The following is a 17,184-nucleotide window of genomic DNA, read 5'->3' on the forward strand; positions in this document are numbered from 1 at the left end:
TTCTGTGAATGAAAGCAAAAAGGCCACCTCAACTGAGGTGGCCTTTTTGCTTTCATTCACAGCCCGTTCGGCTCTAATCCGGTTAGGAGAATAGGCCTTCTACCGACAGGTACCGTTCGCCGGTGTCGTAGCAGAAGGTGAGCACGCGGCTGTTCTGGGGCATATCGGCCAGTTTTTGGGCCACGGCAGCCAGCGAGGCACCCGAGGAGATGCCGATGAAAATACCCTCTTCGCGGGCGGCCCGGCGGGCCATATCGGAAGCAGCTTGCTGGCCCACCTGAATGGTGCCGTCGAGCAGGTCGGTATGCAGGTTTTCGGGGATGAAGCCCGCCCCTACCCCCTGAATGGGGTGCGGCCCGGGTGCGCCACCGCTGATGACGGGTGAAAGCTCGGGCTCGACGGCAAACACCTGCATATCCGGAAACTTCGGCTTGAGCACTTCGGCTACGCCTGTCAGGTGGCCGCCGGTCCCTACGCCCGTTATGTAATAGTGGAAACCCTCGGGCGCATCGGCCAGAATTTCGCGGGCCGTGTGCTCGGTGTGGGCCTTGATGTTGGCCGGGTTATCGAACTGCCCCGGCATCCACGCGTTGGGGTCGGCAGCTACCAACTCCTCGGCCCGCGCAATGGCGCCTTTCATGCCTTTCTCACGAGGCGTAAGCTCTAGGGAAGCCCCGTAGGCGGCCATCAGGCGGCGGCGCTCGATGCTCATGCTCTCGGGCATTACAAGCGTCACCTTATAGCCCTTCACGGCGCCAACCATAGCCAGGCCCACGCCGGTGTTGCCCGAGGTTGGCTCGATGATAACGCTACCGGGTTTCAGGATGCCGCTTTTTTCGGCCTCCTCAATCATGCTCAGAGCAATACGGTCTTTAATGCTGCCGCCGGGGTTGGCGCGCTCCAGCTTCATCCAGACCTCCACATCGGGCCGGTCGGCGAACAGGCGGTTGAGGCGTAGCAGCGGCGTGTTGCCGATGGTATCGAGAATGGTATTGGCTTTCATTTCTTAGGGGTTAGAAGGCAGATGTTAGGAGGGAGATGTGAGAAAAGGAACGTCATTCTGAGCGAAGCCGAAGAATCTCTACCGATGGTAATCATGTCGCCCGCAACAAAGCGGTAGAGATTCTTCGGCAAGCTCAGAATGACGTTCTCTCTCACTTCTCAAATGGAAAACATGATATCCCCGGCCGGGTCTTCGGTCCGGGTAACGTGGATTTGGGCTTTATGGTAAACACGCGAGTGCGAGGGCACACTCTCGGTCAGCCAGACATTACCGCCAATAATACTGTGGCGGCCAACGGTTGTGCTACCACCCAGGATAGTAGCGCCGGCATAAATTACTACGTCGTCTTCGATGGTGGGGTGGCGCTTGATGCCCTCCAGGTGCTTGCCTACGCTCAGGGCCCCGAGCGTAACGCCCTGAAAAATCTTCACCCGGGCCCCGATAAGGCAGGTTTCGCCGATAACCAGGCCCGTGCCGTGGTCGATGCAGAAAGAGGGGCCGATGTTGGCACCGGGGTGGATGTCGATGCCGGTGCGCTGGTGGGCATACTCGCTGAGCAGGCGCGGTACCCGCGGCACCCCGCGCCGGTGCAAGCCGTGGGCAAAGCGGTGCAGGGCCGTGGCGTAGAACCCCGGATAAGTAGTGATGACCTCTGCCAGATCCTGGGCGGCCGGGTCGGCGGCTACGATGGCCTCGGCATCGAGCAGCAGTGTTTGACGCAGGACTGGCAACGCGGCCATAGAAGCTACCGCGTACTGGATAGCTTCGGCAGGCGTGGCGACGGCCTGTAGCAGTTCGGCCAGGTCGTTCTGGAGCAGGCGTAGCGTGGCGGCCAGCGCGTCGGCGTTGGGCAGGGGGCGCGGGGCACGCTCCGGAAACAACAGCGCCAGCAGCCGATCGGCCAGCTGGCAGAAGCCGGCGCCGGGCAATGGGGCGGCCGTGGCCTGGTGGGCACGGGCCAGCAGGGCGAGGAAATCGGGGTCGTGGGGAGGAGCCATGCAGGGAGTTGACAACTGATGGGCAACTGCAGCTCGACGGCAGTACCCAAGAGAGAAGTAACCATTGGCCGGAGCCGAAGGTTTGGCCCCGCACCCGACGCGGCAGGCAACAACCTCGGGGCTGCGGGCTGCGTTAGCGGGGAAGTAATGTAAATTTCTTCACTTTTTATTTAACGTATACCATGGCTGATACCACCATCACCAAAGTAGATTCGCAACACTCGCCCAAAGGCCCCGATGGCGAAAAGTACCTGGCTTCGGGCGTTCACGTTGCTATGCGCATGTGGGAAAACGAGCAGCCCGGCGAGCCGAAAGAGTCGTCGGCCAGTGCCTACGAAACAGTAGGCTACGTGCTGAAAGGCCGTGCCGAGCTGCACATAGAAGGCCAGATGGTTGTGCTGGAGCCCGGCAACTCCTGGGTAGTGCCAAAAGGAGCCTCGCATACCTACAAGATTCTCGAGGCCTTTTCGGCCGTAGAGGCTACCACGCCCCCCGCCCAGGCCCACGGCCGCGACGATAAGTAGCTGTTAGCTGTAAAAACGAAAAACCCCACCTTGGCAGCTGCCGGGGTGGGGTTTTTGTTATGGGGCTGTTTACAAAGTACCCGGAATCAATCAGACCATCATGCTGAGCGCAGCCGAAGCATCTCTACCGTTTCGCAGCAGTCGTTCAACGAAGCGGTAGAGATGCTTCGGCTGCGCTCAGCATGATGGTCTGATTGATTCCGGGTACTTTGTAAACAGCCTCATGGTGATCTTCCCGGTAAACAAACCAATTATTTCAGCAGCTCTACTTTATCTATCCGGTCACCGATTTCGAGGCGACTTACTACGTCCATGCCTTCAACAACCTGGGCAAAGATGGTGTAGCGTCCGTCGAGGTGGGGCGTGGGGGCGTGGGTGATAAACCATTGGCAGCTTTCGGTGTCTTTGCCGGCCGAAGCCAGGCCCACGGCTCCTTCGCCATAGTGCAGGTCGGCAAATTCGGAGCGCAGGTTGTAGTCGGTGCTGCCCCAACCGTCGCCGCGGGGGCAGCCGCCCTGGGCCACGAAGTTGGGGACTACCCGGTGGAAGTTCTTGCCATCATAAAAGCCCTGACGGATTAGCTGCACGAAGCTGGCCACCGAGCCGGGTGCCTCGTTCACGAGCAGGCGTAGCACCACATTGCCTTTACTGGTGCGCACCACCGCCCGCGGGGCAGCCGGCAGCGCCATTACCACATCCCACGGAATGGGGTGGCTGGCGGCCTGGGCCACCGGTACGGGCGTCGGTTTCACGCCGCGTAGGAAGTCAACGGTTTGCTGCAGCGACTGCAAAGCCTCCAGGTCGCGGGGCAGTACCAGCTTGGCGCGGGCATCCAGCAGAAAATCGGGGTTGGGCAGCAGGGGGCGCAGGTTCAGCTTCGGGTCACGGATAGCTTCGGCAGCCAGACCCAGCTGGGCTACGTCGCCGCCGAGCACGGCCTGGCGGAGCACCAGCGCAAAATCGGGCTGGCGGGCGGCCGGAAAGTCGGGCAGCCGGCGCTGGGCCACCAGCGCCTCCATACCGTAGGTGCCCACCACCAGCGAGCGGCTGGGCGCGAAGGTAGCTTCGCGCACAAAGTCGAAGGCGGCCGGGTCTTCGCCCAGCGCCTTCAGCAGATAGCCTTTCTCATAGGCATCGGTGGCAGCCGTATAGCGCTCCTGCACGGCCCGGCGAATGGCGGCGCGGCCGTCGCCGGGCTGGCGCAGGGCCGCCGCCAGCAGCGTGGCCCGCACCCGCCACTGGGACAGGGCCTGGGCTTTTTCGAGCAATGTCGGGCCGGGTTCGTTGGCAGCGTGGGCCAGAAAGAACTCGGCCGCCGCGAGGGCTACTTGGGCATTTTCATCGGTCAGGGCCGCCCAGGCTGCTTCCTTCACGGGCGCATACATGGGGGCCGACATAGCCCGCAACGCGCTTAGGCGCACCCGGTAGTCGGGGTCGCGGCGGGCCAGGGCAGCTAGGGCAGCAGGCACGGTAGGCGCGGTGGCGGCTTTGGCCAGGGCTTGGGCTGCGCCCGCCCGCACAGCGTAGTGCCGGTCTTGGCGGGCGGTGGTAAGTAGGGCAGTGGCGTAGGGAGCCAGGTTGAGGCCACGGGTACGGGCCAGGGCGTTGGCGGCAGCCAGCCGGGCGCTGGTGGGGTTGGGAGCCGCCAGCAGTTGCACCAGCCGGGCCACAGCAGCTTCCGAGGTAAGGCCCCGGAGTCCGGCGCGGTACAGGCCCCAAGCCTGGCCACTGAGCGCGGCCGTATCGGCGGCCAGGGCGGGCGGCAGGCGCGTGAGGGCAGCCAGCCCGGCCCGACTGGTGCAGCGGCCCAGGGCCTCCAGCACGTAGCGGCGGGCCGTAGCGTCGGTTTCGTGGGGTAGCTGCTGGTAAAGGCCGGTTTCAGCCGTCGAGTCGGCCGTTTGGCCCAGCGCGTAGGCGGCCAGTTGGCGCACTCGCGGCTCGTCGTCTTCCTGCAGTAGCAGCAGCAGGCCGGGCGTGGCGGCTTTATCCTGCACCGAAGCCAGTGCCTCGGCCGCCGCCTGGCGGTAGCGGGCTTCGGTGTGCCCCAGATAAGGCAGCAAAGCGGCCGTGCGGCGCTCATCCTGCAGGGTGGCAATGCGGCGCAGCGCACTATCGAGGGCGAACTGATTGGCCGGGAAGGCGAGTGCTGTAGCGGAAGCAACGGGGCGGGGGGCGCAGGCGGGCAGCAGGCCGGCGGCCATTGCCACAGCGGCCGTGGCCCGGCAAAGAGCAGAGTAGGTCATGGTCGGCCCAAGATAGATACTCTGGCCCCTAAGGCAACCCTAGCCGGGCCAAAATGCATCTACCGGGGCGGAACACTTCTGAAAGCTACCCCGGGTGGCCTCCCAGGCCGGGGCGGCCGGGGCGGCCGGGGCGGCCTGCTGCCTGACTTCGACAGGGCAGAGACTAAAAATCCATTTATCGTCGCATCTTTACAACCATTCCGCTGCTATCCGCTATGCCCGTTGTTCGCGTGCTTCTGGTATTATTTTCCGGACTGTTGCTTGCTGCACCAACCGTGCAGGCACAGCAAACGACCGGCGCTGGTTCGATTGAAAGTAAATCGGCGGCCAGCCCTCCAACCCGGCGCGAACGGGTACTTACGCTCCATCTGCCGCTGCCGCCGCTGCTGGCCCGCCTGGGCGAGGCCGCCGGCTTGCTCGAAGGTCCGGCAAAAAAAACCCGCCGTAATGCGGCCGCCGTGCCCACTCCGGCCAACCCTGTGCTGGTACTCACGCTGCCCCTGCCGAAAATCTTCAGCACTCAGGTGGCCGATGCTCCAGCGCCGGCCGCTCCCTGACGTCGTCCTTCAACCCGTTTACGATGGCCCTGTATCAGCCCGATACCATCCGCATCCGTAGCAAGTTCTACAGTAACGACATCGTGGTTACCCGGCAGGACAGTGCCAATGCCACGATTTCGCTTTCCCCCACCGAACCGGATCAGGACTCGACCTACAAGCTGAAGCGGAACGTAGAGAAGGGAGTGGCCGACTCAGGCATGAACGTCCTGTTTCTGGTGGCTATCAGCATTCCGCTGGTGCGGAGCATGGGGCGTTTCATTAACATCAAGGAGCGACTGCCCTTCTGGAATAAGCTGTATTCCCGGTTCTGGATACTGGGCATGGTCTATTACCTGGGAATGATAATCCTGGGCCTGCAGCACACGAAGGCCGACGATTTTTATGTGTTGCTGGTGCTTGGCCTTATGATAGCCGTGCTGGCATTGGTGCGCGACTATCGGCCGGCCCGGACGCTGCTCCTGGGGTTGGGGCCCCTGGCAGTGGCCAAGGGGAGCGAGTTGCTGCTACACGCTATTTCGCCTGCCACGCTGAACTTCTACCGCGAAGGGTTCAGTTCGGCCCAGGGGTTCAGCGTGCTCTGGCTGATTGTTTTCGCCTTTGTGGCCCGCAGCCATAAGCGCCAGGCCGAGGCCGAGCGGCTGGAGCGCGAGGCCGCAGCCCTCGAAAAGCGGCGTATTGAGGCTCAGAACGCTATACTGGAGCAAATGGTAACTGAGCGCACCACCTCGCTCACCCGCCAGACGGAGGAACTGCGCGAAACGCTGGAGGAGTTGCGCATCACGCAGGACCAGCTCATCCAGAGCGAGAAGATGGCCAGCCTGGGCGAGCTGACGGCCGGCATTGCCCACGAAATCCAGAACCCGCTCAACTTCGTCACCAACTTCGCCGACGTTAGTACCGAGTTGCTGAGCGAGCTGCGCGAAAAGCAGCAGAAGAGAACAACGCTGGACGCTGAACTGGAAGAAGAGCTACTAACCGACTTAGAGCAGAACCTGAGCAAGATTACGCACCACGGGCATCGGGCGGCCAGCATCGTGCGCGGCATGCTCGAACACAGCCGCGCCAGCACCGGCGAACGGCTGCCCACCGACCTCAACCTGCTCGCCGACGAGTACCTGCGCCTCGCCTACCACGGACTGCGCGCCAAAAACAAAACCTTCAACGCCACGCTGCTCACCGACTTCGCCCCCGACCTGCCCCTGATCGAGGCCGTCGGGCCCGACGTGGGCCGGGTGCTGCTCAACCTGTTTACCAACGCCTTTTACGCCGTGCAGAAACGCCGCGAGCAGCTGCCCGCCCAGCCCGACTACGTGCCCACCGTGAGCGTGCGCACCCGCGCCCTGCCCGAGGGCGGTGTGGAAATCCGGGTGCGCGACAACGGCACGGGTATTCCCGAAGCGGCCCGCCAGAAAATCTTTCAGCCCTTCTTCACCACCAAGCCCGCCGGCGAGGGCACGGGCCTGGGCCTCTCGCTCAGCTACGACATCATCACCAAAGGCCACAACGGCACGCTCAGCCTCGAAACCGAGGAAGGGCAGGGAACCGAATTCATTATCGAACTGCCCGACTGAGGTCAGTTCGTGGCTAGTTGCCCACAGCCTGATGTGCTGACAGCTTCCTACCCTGCTTCATTTCATAAGCCCACCCGCTTTACTTCCCTCGTGCCTGCTTATGAAATTAATCATTTTCCCACCTATACCCAGCATTCTTGTCTCGCTGTTCGTCTTCCTGGCGCTGCGACATTTTCTGGAGCTCCCCGAGCGGGCACCGCGGCTCAACGGGCTGCTGAAGTACCTCTGGGCGGTGGCTCTGCCGCTGCTGCTGGTGATGGAAACGGTTGGCAGCCGTTGGGAAACGGACACCCATTTGCTGATTGATGCGGTGTATGTGGGATTGATGGTGCTACTGGCCGGCGTTGTGCTGACCCGGATGCGGGCTTTACAGCCGGCCCGGACCCTGCTGCTGGCCCTGGCTCCATTCGCCCTCCAGGCGCTGGCCAAGTTTATCCTTTTCGTGCTGCCGATAGAAGTCGGCCCATCCGTCAGCGAACTTATCCTTTATGGCAAGCCTGCTGATCTGTTCTGGTTTTTCAGCATCGTTTGGCTGGTAGTGGGCGCGTTGGTGGCTTACAAGCAGCAGACGCTTCTGCAACAGCAGCGGCTGGAGCGCGAAGTAGAGGCCCGGATTCAAGTCCGCAACCAGGAGCTGGAGCAATTGGTCGAGGAGCGCACTGCCTCGCTCACCCGCCAAACCGGGGAGCTGCGCGAAACCCTGGAGGAGTTGCGCATCACGCAGGACCAGCTCATCCAGAGCGAGAAGATGGCCAGCCTGGGCGAGCTGACGGCCGGCATTGCCCACGAAATCCAGAACCCGCTCAACTTCGTCACCAACTTCGCCGACGTTAGTACCGAGTTGCTGAGCGAGCTGCGCGAAAAGCAGCAGAAGAGAACAACGCTGGACGCTGAACTGGAAGAAGAGCTACTAACCGACTTAGAGCAGAACCTGAGCAAGATTACGCACCACGGGCATCGGGCGGCCAGCATCGTGCGCGGCATGCTCGAACACAGCCGCGCCAGCACCGGCGAACGGCTGCCCACCGACCTCAACCTGCTCGCCGACGAATACCTGCGCCTCGCCTACCACGGACTGCGCGCCAAAAACAAAACCTTCAACGCCACGCTGCTCACCGATTTCGCCCCCGACCTACCCCTGATCGAGGCCGTCGGGCCCGACGTGGGCCGGGTGCTGCTCAACCTGTTCACCAACGCCTTCTACGCCGTGCAGAAACGCCGCGAACAGCTCCCCGCCCAGCCCGACTACGTGCCCACCGTGAGCGTGCGCACCCGCGCGCTGCCCGAGGGCGGCGTGGAAATCCGGGTGCGCGACAACGGCACGGGCATTCCCGAAGCGGCCCGCCAGAAAATATTTCAGCCCTTCTTCACCACCAAGCCCGCCGGCGAGGGCACGGGCCTGGGCCTCTCGCTCAGCTACGACATCATCACCAAGGGACACAACGGCACGCTCAGCCTCGAAACCGAGGAAGGGCAGGGAACCGAATTCGTTATCAAGCTGCCCAACTGAATTTTTCAGTTGCTTGTGGGCTATTGACCGTTACGAAAGAAGAACGGCCGAAAGCCCGCCAATCAACTGCCAACCACAATACCTTTGCTTACATGAATATTCTGGTAGTAGACGATGAGCTGGACGTGCGGGCGCTGTTTGAACAGCGGTTCCGACGCGAGATTCGGGGCGGACAGCTGCGGTTTGCGTTTGCCCACTCAGGCGAGGAGGCGCTCGACTACCTGCACCAGCACGCTTCGGAGCTGGTCCTGATTCTGTCCGACATCAACATGCCCGGCATGAGCGGGTTGGAACTATTGAGCCGCATCCGGCAGGAATACCCTACCCCGCCCCCACCCGCCCCGCCCCGGGTGATGATGCTGACGGCCTATGCCGACGAAACCAGCCGCCAGCAGGCACTGGAATTAGGAGCCAGCGACTTTCTGACCAAACCGGTCGATTTTGCCGCTCTCAAGCAGAAATTGCTGCAACTTGCCGCCCAAGACGACAACACTTATGAAAACGAAAATTCTGGTAGTTGATGATGAAGCCGACCTGGAGCTGCTCATCAAACAGAAGTTCCGGCGCAAAATCAGGGAGAACGTGTACGAGTTCGTGTTTGCCCACGACGGCCAGCAGGCCCTCGATACGTTGGGCGAGCAAACCGATTTCGACATCATTCTGTCCGACATAAATATGCCGGTGATGGACGGGCTGGCGTTGCTTGGCCGTCTGCCGGAGGTTAATCCGGTCATCAAAACGGTGATGGTATCGGCCTACGGCGACATGCACAATATCCGCACGGCCATGAACCGCGGGGCCTTCGATTTCGTGACCAAGCCCGTCGATTTTCAGGACCTGGAACTGACTATCGACAAAACTGCCCTGCACGTACAGCAGCTGCGCCAGACGCTGCGCGCCATCCAGGAAAACAACATCCTGCGCATGTACGTGGATGAAACCGTACTCAATTTTGTGGGCCGGCCCGAGTTCAAAAACACGCTCATGGCCTCCGAAACGGTGCAGGCCACGGTGGTGTTTATCGACATCTGCGGCTTCACTTCGCTTTCGGAAATACTGCCCCCCACCGATATCGTAACGATGCTCAACCGCTACTTCGACCAGATGGTGAAGGAGATTATTGCGCAGGGCGGCTACATCGATAAGTTTATGGGTGATGCCGTAATGGCCGTTTTCCGCAACGAGTACCACCTGGACCGGGCCGTGGATGCGGCCCTGGCTGCCCGCGCCGCCGTGCAGGCCAACCACGACACGCTGCCCGACGGCAAGCCCTACCAGCCACTGGTAAGCATCGGCATCAATACCGGCGAAATGGTGTCGGGCAATATCGGCTCGGCCTCGCTCAAGCGCCTCGACTACACCGTTATCGGCGACAACGTGAACGTGAGCCAGCGCCTGCAGGCTGCCGCCCAGCCCGGCCAGATTGTCGTTACACAGTCCACCTACGAGCAGATAAAAGAGTCGTTCCAGTGCCGCCCGCTGCAGGAAGTGGCCCTCAAGAACAAGGCCGAGCCAGTGATGATTTACGAAGTAGTGGCATAGGCCAGACTGCTCTTACAAAGTGGAATAGTCCACAGTCCCAAAGCCCCCAACGTCGACTCAGGCGTTGGGGGCTTTGGGCTTACAGTTTAGAAAGCTTCGTGTATTGCTCGCACAGGGCAATATTACCTAGCGCAGCCAGCAGTGCGTATGCGTATCACACTGTCCCCCTACTCGCTTCGTTCTGCCTTCTCAGGCGCTGGCAGAGCACCCGCAGAATATTGCGCAGCACTTCGGGCCGCTCCTCCATCACGTCGTAGAAATCTTCCTGATCGAGGCGAAAGGCCAGCGTGGGGGCCAGGGCGCGGGCAGTGGCCGAACGAGGCTCGGCATCGAGCAGGGCCAGCTCGCCGAAAAAGTCGCCCGGACCGAAGGTGGCCAGTTGGCGGGCCCCGGTAAAGATGCCCACCTGCCCCTCATACACGATAAACAGCGAATTGCCCAGGTCGCCCTGAGCGAAAAGCTGCTCATCGGCCTTCAGGTCGACTTCCTGCATGATGGGGACGATGGCGCTGAGCACATTGGGCGGCGTGGCGGCAAACAGGGCCGTGCGCTGCAGCACGTCCACCCGGTCGGCGGCAGAAATGCGGGCGGTGGCGGAGTGGTGCATAAGCAGGGCGGCTAAATCGGGGTTTTCGGTGAGGGCGGCCTGGTAGTCGGCGGGGCGGGTGGCTGCCCAGTATTGCAGCGCAGCCAGGGCCGCTTCGCGCACCAGTGGGCTGGCCGAAGCCATGTGTGGCAGCAGCAGCGCCAGGTGCGTGCGTGCGGGCGGCAGCTGCCGCAGCGCCAGGCTCACCGTCCAGTCGGTGAACGTAGTTTCGCCGCGTTCGGCTACGGCTTCCGGTAGCCGGGCAAAAGCGGCCGGAGCACCGGGCAGCAGCCGGTCGAAGTGGGCGGCCTTAGCGGCAGACGAGCCCAGTTCCAGTAGCGTCTGCAGGGCCTGATAAGTCGGTCGGTCGATGAGGTTGTCGAGGATTTCGAGGGCATTGGCCTGCCGCTCGCGGGTGGCCTGTGCCACATGGCGCTGCGCATCGCGGATGGGTTGGGGCGGATACAACTGCTGCAGCAGCCCGAACAGCCGCTGCTCCAGCCGCTTCAGCTCGTAGCCGAGGGCGTGGTACAACGGGCCGGCTCCGATACTTGTCTGGCCGTGTAGCAACTGCTGGGCCAACCGCAGCTCCTGGCCCAGCAGCTCGCGGAAAACAGGTGCATCGGTTGGGTTGGGGGCGTGGTAGCGCAGGGCGCGCAAGGCCGCTTCGCGGTAGGCCAGCTGCGGCCGGCGGGCCAGCTGCACCAGCGCCAGGCGGCTTTCCGGCACCGGCAGCTGCCCGCAGATGTAGGCCACGCGCCGCACCACAGCTCCCTCAGCTGCCCCTGCCGACTGCAACAAAGCGCAGAGTGCGGGCAGGGCCGTTATGCCCAGGGCCAGCAGCTGGGTGGTAGCGGCGGCGCGGCTTTTTTTATTGGCCAGGGCCGCTACCAGTGCGGCCACTTCGGCTTCGTTGACGGCGGTGCGGTTTGGGTCGGCAGGGTTGTTGGCGGCCGTCAGCGGGTCGGGTTTGGGGAGGCTGGCCTCGCCAAACCGGCGGCCCACGGCGTGGCTCAGCTCGGCCAGGTAGTGGCCGTAGGTGCGATAGAGCAGCAGGGCGGCTCCGGCAATCAGCAGCAGCATCCAGCCAATCTGCCAGCCCAGGCCGGCAGGCAGCGCCAGCAGCAGCAGGGCACCCAGGCCCAGGCCCAGCGGCTCGTACACGCCCTTGGCCAGCGTGTGGGCCTGCAGCCGCTCGGGGGCCGGCAGCGGCTGGAACAGCACCAGGAACACCGGATCGAAAAAGGCCCGCCGCAGCACTTCCTGCACCAGAAACAGCCCGCACAGGTACAGCAGCAGCCCTTCCTGGCCCAGCTCGTTGCGCACCCCGAACAGGGCAAAACCGGCCAGCAGCACCAGCGGCAGCGCCAGCAGTACCGGCCGTGGCCCCAGCCGGTCGAGGGCGCGGCCGGTTACCGCCAGCTTTAGTAGCATGGCCACCAGATAGGTAAGAGCCAGCACCGTGCCCACATAGCGCATTACCTGCGCCTGATCGTGGAACTGCTCTTTTACGTTGATGAAAAAGACATACTCAATGCCCGTAGTAACGGCCGCCAGCAGCAGCATACTCAGGCACATGGTACCCACCAGCCGGCTACTGCCCAGCCAGCGCCGCAAAGGGGTGGCTACGGCTTCGGGCCGAGCGGCACGGGCAGCCGAGCGCACTACTACCTGGTGGCTGCGGCCGGTAGCCTGCACTACCAGCAGCGCCCCCGCATAGGCCCCAAAGGCCAGCAGCAGCAGCCACAGCAGCTCGGCATGATGATGCACCAGCACGGCCAGCACGGCCCCCAGGGCCTTGGCCGGCATATCGCCCGAGCTGATGACGCTGAACAGCCGCCGCCCCTGCCGCACATCAAACACCACCGCCGACACGCCCCAGAATTCGAGGTTAGTGAGCAGGTAGATGACGCGGTAGCCGGCCATAATAGCCACGGCCGCCGCCACCGACTCGCCGAACGCCACCAGCACCCCGATGACGGCCATCAGCACAACTACTGCCAGCAGCACCCGCACCGCTACTTTCTGCAGGCCCAGGTGGTGCTCGTAGTGCGCGTACACCTGCCCGGCTCCCAGCATGGCCAGCGCCGAGGCCGCGTAGGCCAGTGGTAAGCTGGTTTCAGGGTGGTTTTCAAGCAGAATAACGTTGGCCGCCACGTATACCAGAATGGTACCGATGCCGAGCAGGAAGTTGTGCAGAAAGAACAGCCCCACCGAGCGGCCTTCTTCGGGCCGGATACCCAGTAACTGCTGCCAGCGGGCGAGAAACGTCATGTTTGATAGAGCTTGTAGCAGATAGCAGGTAGCCAACAGCGGCAAATTACCGCTTGCCGGGTGCAAACTACAAGCCTGCCGCCTTTTGAAAGCCTGAACAGCCCGTTTTTCGCATCAACCGCTTACCTTACTGCCCGAAAGCTGCCACGTATTCGCTGCCAGCTATCCGCCAAGTGCCAGCCGCCAACCGCTCCCCGACAATGGATTGCCTCCGCGCCGAAACATACGTGCTCAACCAGTTGCGCCGGAACCTCTCCCCGTCTCTGCTTTACCACGGCCTGCACCACACCCTCGACGTAGTGCAGCAGGCCGGGTCGCTGGCCCGGGCCGAGGGAATTACCGATACCGAAGAACTGGCCCTACTGCGCACGGCGGCCTATTACCACGATGCCGGTTTCCTGACCACCTACCAGGGCCACGAGGCGGCCAGCTGTGTGCTGGCCCGACAGGTGCTACCTGGCTTCGGCTACGCAGCGCCGCAGATTGAGCTGATCTGCCAGCTTATTATGGCCACCCAGATGCCCCAGTGCCCCGGCGACTCGCACCTAGCCCGGATTCTGTGCGATGCCGACCTGGATTATCTTGGCCGACCTGCCGACTTCTGGCCCGTCAGCCAGACGCTGTTCGGGGAACTGGCAGCCCGGGGCCTCATGGCCGACGAAACCACCTGGTTGGAGCTGCAGGTTCAGTTTCTGAGCACCCACCACTACTGGACGCCCACGGCTACCGCCCGCCGCGAAGCCGCCAAACAGGAGCGCCTGGCGGAGGCAAAAGAGCGGTTGGAGAGTTTGGGAAACAGCACGACGTAGGGGCGGGGCTTGTCCCCGCCCGCCGTTGAACAGAATCGTTGAAATAGTGCGAATGGCGGGCGGGGACAAGCCCCGCCCCTACGTCGTGCTGATACCCGCTAGCACTTCTTCCAATGCCGTAAACAGCTCCTGGTTATCGTGCTGCTCGTAAGTTTGCAAGGACGCTTCGAAGCCCGATAAATCGTAGAGGAAGGCCCGGAGATTATCGGGGGTAATGGTGGCAAAGTGGCGGCCGTAGCCGAGCTTCTCTACCTGCGCGGCATTGAGAAACTGTTCGAACTGCGCCGGAATGGGCACCGCGCAGATGGGCTTGCGCAGGTACACAGCCTCACTGATCAGCGAAAAGCCTCCATTGGTAATTACGGCCCGGGCACTGGCCAGGTCGGCCAGAAAACCAGCCTCACTAAAGGCCCGTAACTGCACGTTGCCGTGGGTTTCTTCGCGGTTGAAGCCGTACACCCGAAACTCCTGGTTGGGCAGCTGCTGCAGCTGGGCCACCAGGTTTTGCTGGGTAGTGGCCGACTGATACACCAGCACGTGGCGGCCCTTGGTCGGGGCCAAAGCCAGCACCTCGGGCCGCAGAATGGGCGGCACCAGCGTGGTACGCTCCTTACGCAGGGGCAGCCGGAAAAACGTGCTGATGAGGTAATGCTGGCTGCGCGGCAGCTTGGCCTGCACCAGGCGGCGGGCCAGCGCCAGGTTGCCCCGCTCGGCGGCCGGCACCGCCACATCCAGCACGGCCCGACTGATTATCTGCATGTTGTCGATGCTGATAACCGGCAGGCCTTTCCACTGCGCGTAGTAGTAGCTGAACGATTCGAAGTCGGAAATCACCACGTCGGGCTCGAAGTCGCGCAGCAGCTCGCGGTACTTGCCGAAGTTAACGCGCAGGCTTTCCGGGGCCGAGCGCAGCGTGAGGGCCGCCGTCCGCGACTTCGATACCGTGATGTTCTTGTACGCCAGATGGAAGCCCTTTATCTCGTGCACCCCGCCTCCCGGAAAGGCTGCCGCCAGCAGCTGGTAGGCTCGCGAGCTACTCACTACCCGCACCTCATGGCCCTGGCCCAACAGGTAGCCAATAACCACCTTGCTGCGGGTAGCGTGCCCCAGCCCCTCGCCGGGCACTCCGTACAGAATTTTCATGGGTGCAAGCGTTGACTATCGGTTACGGAACGGCTGCAGCGCGAAGCTCCGGCTTCGCGTATTGCTGACTGCCATACGAGGTCGTTCAGCTGTAGCGCGAAGCCGGAGCTTCGCGCTACAGCCGTTTAATGTGTTGGTTGTGCGAGAAAACCCGGTTAGCGCCGCGCCGAGGAGCCCGGAATACGGAACTGCAGGCCCAGGCTCGGGATGAACGTGAGGCCGCTGAGCTTGGCGGTTTGGTTGTTGAGCAGCTGGTATTCGCCGTAGTTCTGGTAGTACACCGACAGCGCCGGAATGACGTAGGCGTAGCGGTAGCCCAGTTTAGCGTTGAAGAATATTCCGTACGAGCCAAAATTCTGACGAACCGTGGGTAGCTCGGGCACCTTGCCCGTTACGAACTGGCTGCCCGGCCCGTTGAACAGGTTACCCGGCGTGAGGCCGTAGCGCAGGAAGGTATGGGCGTACACCACGCCGTAGGAAATGGCCCCAATTTCTTCCTCCGCCCCCAACGACTGGCTGAACACCAGCGGCACAATCAGGTCGTGGCGCGAAGCCCGGAAGCCCAGCAGCGCATTCACATCATCGAGAAAGGGAATGCTCGGCAGCTTAGTACGCTGGGTGGCATACTGCAGCCCGATGCTGGCGTAAGTGGTGCCGGGCCGGCTGGAACCGGGGTTTTCTACGCTGCCCACGGGCCCCAGAAACTGGTACATGGCATCGAATACGTGCGAGCCGAACGCGTACTTGTAGCCCACATCGAGCCGGTCGATAACGCCGTAGCGCAGGTACAGGTCCGACGAAGGCCGCACCGGGTCGAGGGCGAAGGCAATGGCGGCCACCTGCAGCTTCTCGATGGTCTGGTTGTAGCGCACCGTGTCGTTAGCGGCCTTCTGAGCCAGCTCGCGAGCGGCCGATTTGAGCGTGGAGCCCGCCTTACTGATAGTTTCGGTGGGCACATTGAAGGCAAGGTTGCCGCCTACCCGAAACTCGCCCCGGGGCGTTACTTTGCCAGTGCTTACAATGGCGCGCGGCGCGGTGCAGCCAGCAGCCAGCAGGCCGGCGCTACCCGCCAGCAGCCCGGCAACCCAGCGCCGGGAGAAAATAGTGTTCATAAAGAGGCGCATAAAAAGTACGTTCATTCGGTGGGCTAAAACCGGGCCGAAGGTACTTTTTATTGCGCAGAGCGGAGGCCCCGCTCTCGTTACTGCCGGGCCGGCTGGCTACGCTGCCACCTGCGCCCGCGGCGTCTGCTGGGCCGTAGCCCAAGCCCCGGCCCCCATCTGCCACAGCACCCGGCGGTGCGACTGCAGCGCCCCCACAAACGTGGGGTTTTCCAGGTAAGGCAGATTGAATTCGTGGGCCGTTTCGCGCACAATGCGGGCCAGCGCCGGGTAATGGATGTGGCAGACCTTCGGGAACAGGTGGTGCTCGATCTGACGGTTGAGGCCGCCGCACAGGAAGCTGGCCAAGGGGCTGTCGGGCGAAAAGTTGGCCGTGGTGCGCAGCTGGTGCACGGCCCAGGCCTCACGCATGTCGTTCTGCTCGTCGGGCAGCGGGAAAGCGGTGCCCTCTACCACATGGGCCAGCTGAAACACGAGGCCCAGCACCAGCCCTTCCACGAAGTGCATCAGCACAAAGCCCAGCGCCCACTGCCACCACGTAATATCGAGCACCAACAGTGGCACCACAATAAAGAGCACGTAATAAATGGCCTTGTAAAAGAACAGGTTGAAATATTCGCGGCGCGGATGATTGGCCACCTGCTGCCCAATTTTAGGCTGGAAAAACTTTTTGTAATCCTTGCGCAGCACCCACGAGAGCGAGGCCAGCCCATAGAGCAAAAACGCATACCAGTGCTGGTACCGCTGAATCCGGCGCACCGGCTCGCTGGCATCGAGCCGCACCAGTCCGGGCGCTACTTCAATGTCCTCATCGTGGCCGGCAATGTTGGTGTAGGTGTGGTGCACCACGTTGTGGGTAATGTTCCACACGTAAGGGCTGGCCCCAATCAGGTTGAAAATCAGCCCCAGGCCCTTGTTCACGCGCTTGCTGGCCGAAAACGAGCCGTGCAGCGCATCGTGGCACACATTGAAGCCGATAAAGGCGCAGATGGCCCCAAGCAACGCCGCCAGCCCTGCCATAACCGGCACGCTGAACTGGTTGGAGATAATCAGCCCGTAGGTGAGCACGAAGGAACCCAGAAAAAAGGCGGTTTTGGCCCACATAGCGCCGTTGGCGTGGCGCGAGAGGTTGTTGTCGCGGAAATAGGCATCAGCCCGCTCGCGAACTGTGGCAAAAAACGTAGAACGCTGGACGTTGGTAAACCGAAGGGGTTTGGTGCTCATGCGGCTTTGGTGCTGTTGAACAGCAGCAGAGCTATTCTGCTACAGAGGTGAAAATGGGTAGCCGCCAACTGGCAGG

At 62.4% G+C, this 17,184-nt stretch carries 14 protein-coding genes; 7 read left to right on the forward strand and 7 right to left on the reverse strand.

All coding sequences use genetic code 11. From position 1 onward, the window contains the following. Positions 1 to 82: 82 nt before the first annotated feature. Positions 83 to 1,003: a cysteine synthase A gene (cysK, locus tag HW554_RS15695; RefSeq protein WP_176909528.1), complete on the reverse strand. Its 921-nt coding sequence runs from the start codon at positions 1,001 to 1,003 to the stop codon at positions 83 to 85. A 158-nt stretch (positions 1,004 to 1,161) separates the two neighbouring features. After that, positions 1,162 to 2,001: a serine O-acetyltransferase gene (locus tag HW554_RS15700; RefSeq protein WP_176909529.1), complete on the reverse strand. Its 840-nt coding sequence runs from the start codon at positions 1,999 to 2,001 to the stop codon at positions 1,162 to 1,164. 182 nt (positions 2,002 to 2,183) lie between these two features. On the opposite strand from HW554_RS15700, the gene HW554_RS15705 reads away from it, so the two are divergent. Then, positions 2,184 to 2,525, forward strand: coding sequence for a cupin domain-containing protein (locus tag HW554_RS15705; RefSeq protein WP_176909530.1), 342 nt, complete (start codon positions 2,184 to 2,186; stop codon positions 2,523 to 2,525). A 251-nt stretch (positions 2,526 to 2,776) separates the two neighbouring features. On the opposite strand, the gene HW554_RS15710 is transcribed toward HW554_RS15705, so the two are convergent. Further along, complete coding sequence (locus HW554_RS15710; protein ID WP_176909531.1) at positions 2,777 to 4,768, reverse strand: peptidylprolyl isomerase; 1,992 nt, start codon at positions 4,766 to 4,768, stop codon at positions 2,777 to 2,779. Positions 4,769 to 4,983: 215 nt separating this feature from the next. Between HW554_RS15710 and HW554_RS15715 the strand changes: the two genes are divergently transcribed. The 5 genes from HW554_RS15715 to HW554_RS15735 all read left to right on the forward strand — a co-directional run bounded on the left by HW554_RS15715 (position 4,984) and on the right by HW554_RS15735 (position 9,951). After that, positions 4,984 to 5,325 (forward strand): hypothetical protein, encoded by a 342-nt coding sequence (locus HW554_RS15715; RefSeq protein WP_176909532.1) that lies wholly within the window; start codon positions 4,984 to 4,986, stop codon positions 5,323 to 5,325. 23 nt (positions 5,326 to 5,348) lie between these two features. After that, positions 5,349 to 6,899, forward strand: coding sequence for an ATP-binding protein (locus tag HW554_RS15720; protein WP_246285332.1), 1,551 nt, complete (start codon positions 5,349 to 5,351; stop codon positions 6,897 to 6,899). 100 nt (positions 6,900 to 6,999) lie between these two features. Then, positions 7,000 to 8,409 (forward strand): sensor histidine kinase, encoded by a 1,410-nt coding sequence (locus HW554_RS15725; protein ID WP_176909533.1) that lies wholly within the window; start codon positions 7,000 to 7,002, stop codon positions 8,407 to 8,409. A 92-nt stretch (positions 8,410 to 8,501) separates the two neighbouring features. Continuing rightward, positions 8,502 to 8,930 carry a response regulator gene (locus HW554_RS15730; RefSeq protein ID WP_176909534.1) on the forward strand — a complete coding sequence of 143 codons (429 nt, stop codon included), beginning with the start codon at positions 8,502 to 8,504 and terminating at the stop codon, positions 8,928 to 8,930. Next, positions 8,905 to 9,951 carry an adenylate/guanylate cyclase domain-containing protein gene (locus tag HW554_RS15735; protein ID WP_176909535.1) on the forward strand — a complete coding sequence of 349 codons (1,047 nt, stop codon included), beginning with the start codon at positions 8,905 to 8,907 and terminating at the stop codon, positions 9,949 to 9,951. The genes HW554_RS15730 and HW554_RS15735 overlap by 26 nt, the downstream gene beginning before the upstream one ends. Before the next feature lie 154 nt (positions 9,952 to 10,105). Here HW554_RS15735 and HW554_RS15740 read toward each other — a convergent pair whose 3' ends face one another. Further along, the gene (locus tag HW554_RS15740; protein WP_176909536.1) at positions 10,106 to 12,811 is read right to left on the reverse strand and encodes a cyclic nucleotide-binding domain-containing protein; all 2,706 of its coding nucleotides are present in this window, start codon (positions 12,809 to 12,811) and stop codon (positions 10,106 to 10,108) included. A gap of 200 nt (positions 12,812 to 13,011) precedes the next feature. On the opposite strand from HW554_RS15740, the gene HW554_RS15745 reads away from it, so the two are divergent. Then, positions 13,012 to 13,620 (forward strand): HD domain-containing protein, encoded by a 609-nt coding sequence (locus HW554_RS15745; RefSeq protein WP_176909537.1) that lies wholly within the window; start codon positions 13,012 to 13,014, stop codon positions 13,618 to 13,620. A 78-nt stretch (positions 13,621 to 13,698) separates the two neighbouring features. On the opposite strand, the gene HW554_RS15750 is transcribed toward HW554_RS15745, so the two are convergent. The 3 genes from HW554_RS15750 to HW554_RS15760 all read right to left on the reverse strand — a co-directional run bounded on the left by HW554_RS15750 (position 13,699) and on the right by HW554_RS15760 (position 17,108). Continuing rightward, the gene (locus HW554_RS15750) at positions 13,699 to 14,763 is read right to left on the reverse strand and encodes an MJ1255/VC2487 family glycosyltransferase (RefSeq protein WP_176909538.1); all 1,065 of its coding nucleotides are present in this window, start codon (positions 14,761 to 14,763) and stop codon (positions 13,699 to 13,701) included. A 155-nt stretch (positions 14,764 to 14,918) separates the two neighbouring features. After that, on the reverse strand, positions 14,919 to 15,902 hold the full coding sequence (locus HW554_RS15755) for a hypothetical protein (protein WP_176909539.1): 984 nt from the start codon (positions 15,900 to 15,902) through the stop codon (positions 14,919 to 14,921). A gap of 81 nt (positions 15,903 to 15,983) precedes the next feature. Further along, positions 15,984 to 17,108, reverse strand: a complete 1,125-nt coding sequence (locus HW554_RS15760) for a fatty acid desaturase family protein (RefSeq protein WP_176909540.1) — start codon at positions 17,106 to 17,108, stop codon at positions 15,984 to 15,986. Between the last annotated feature and the right edge of the window lie 76 nt (positions 17,109 to 17,184).

This window comes from Hymenobacter lapidiphilus (genome assembly GCF_013377885.1).
Lineage (GTDB): Bacteria > Bacteroidota > Bacteroidia > Cytophagales > Hymenobacteraceae > Hymenobacter > Hymenobacter lapidiphilus.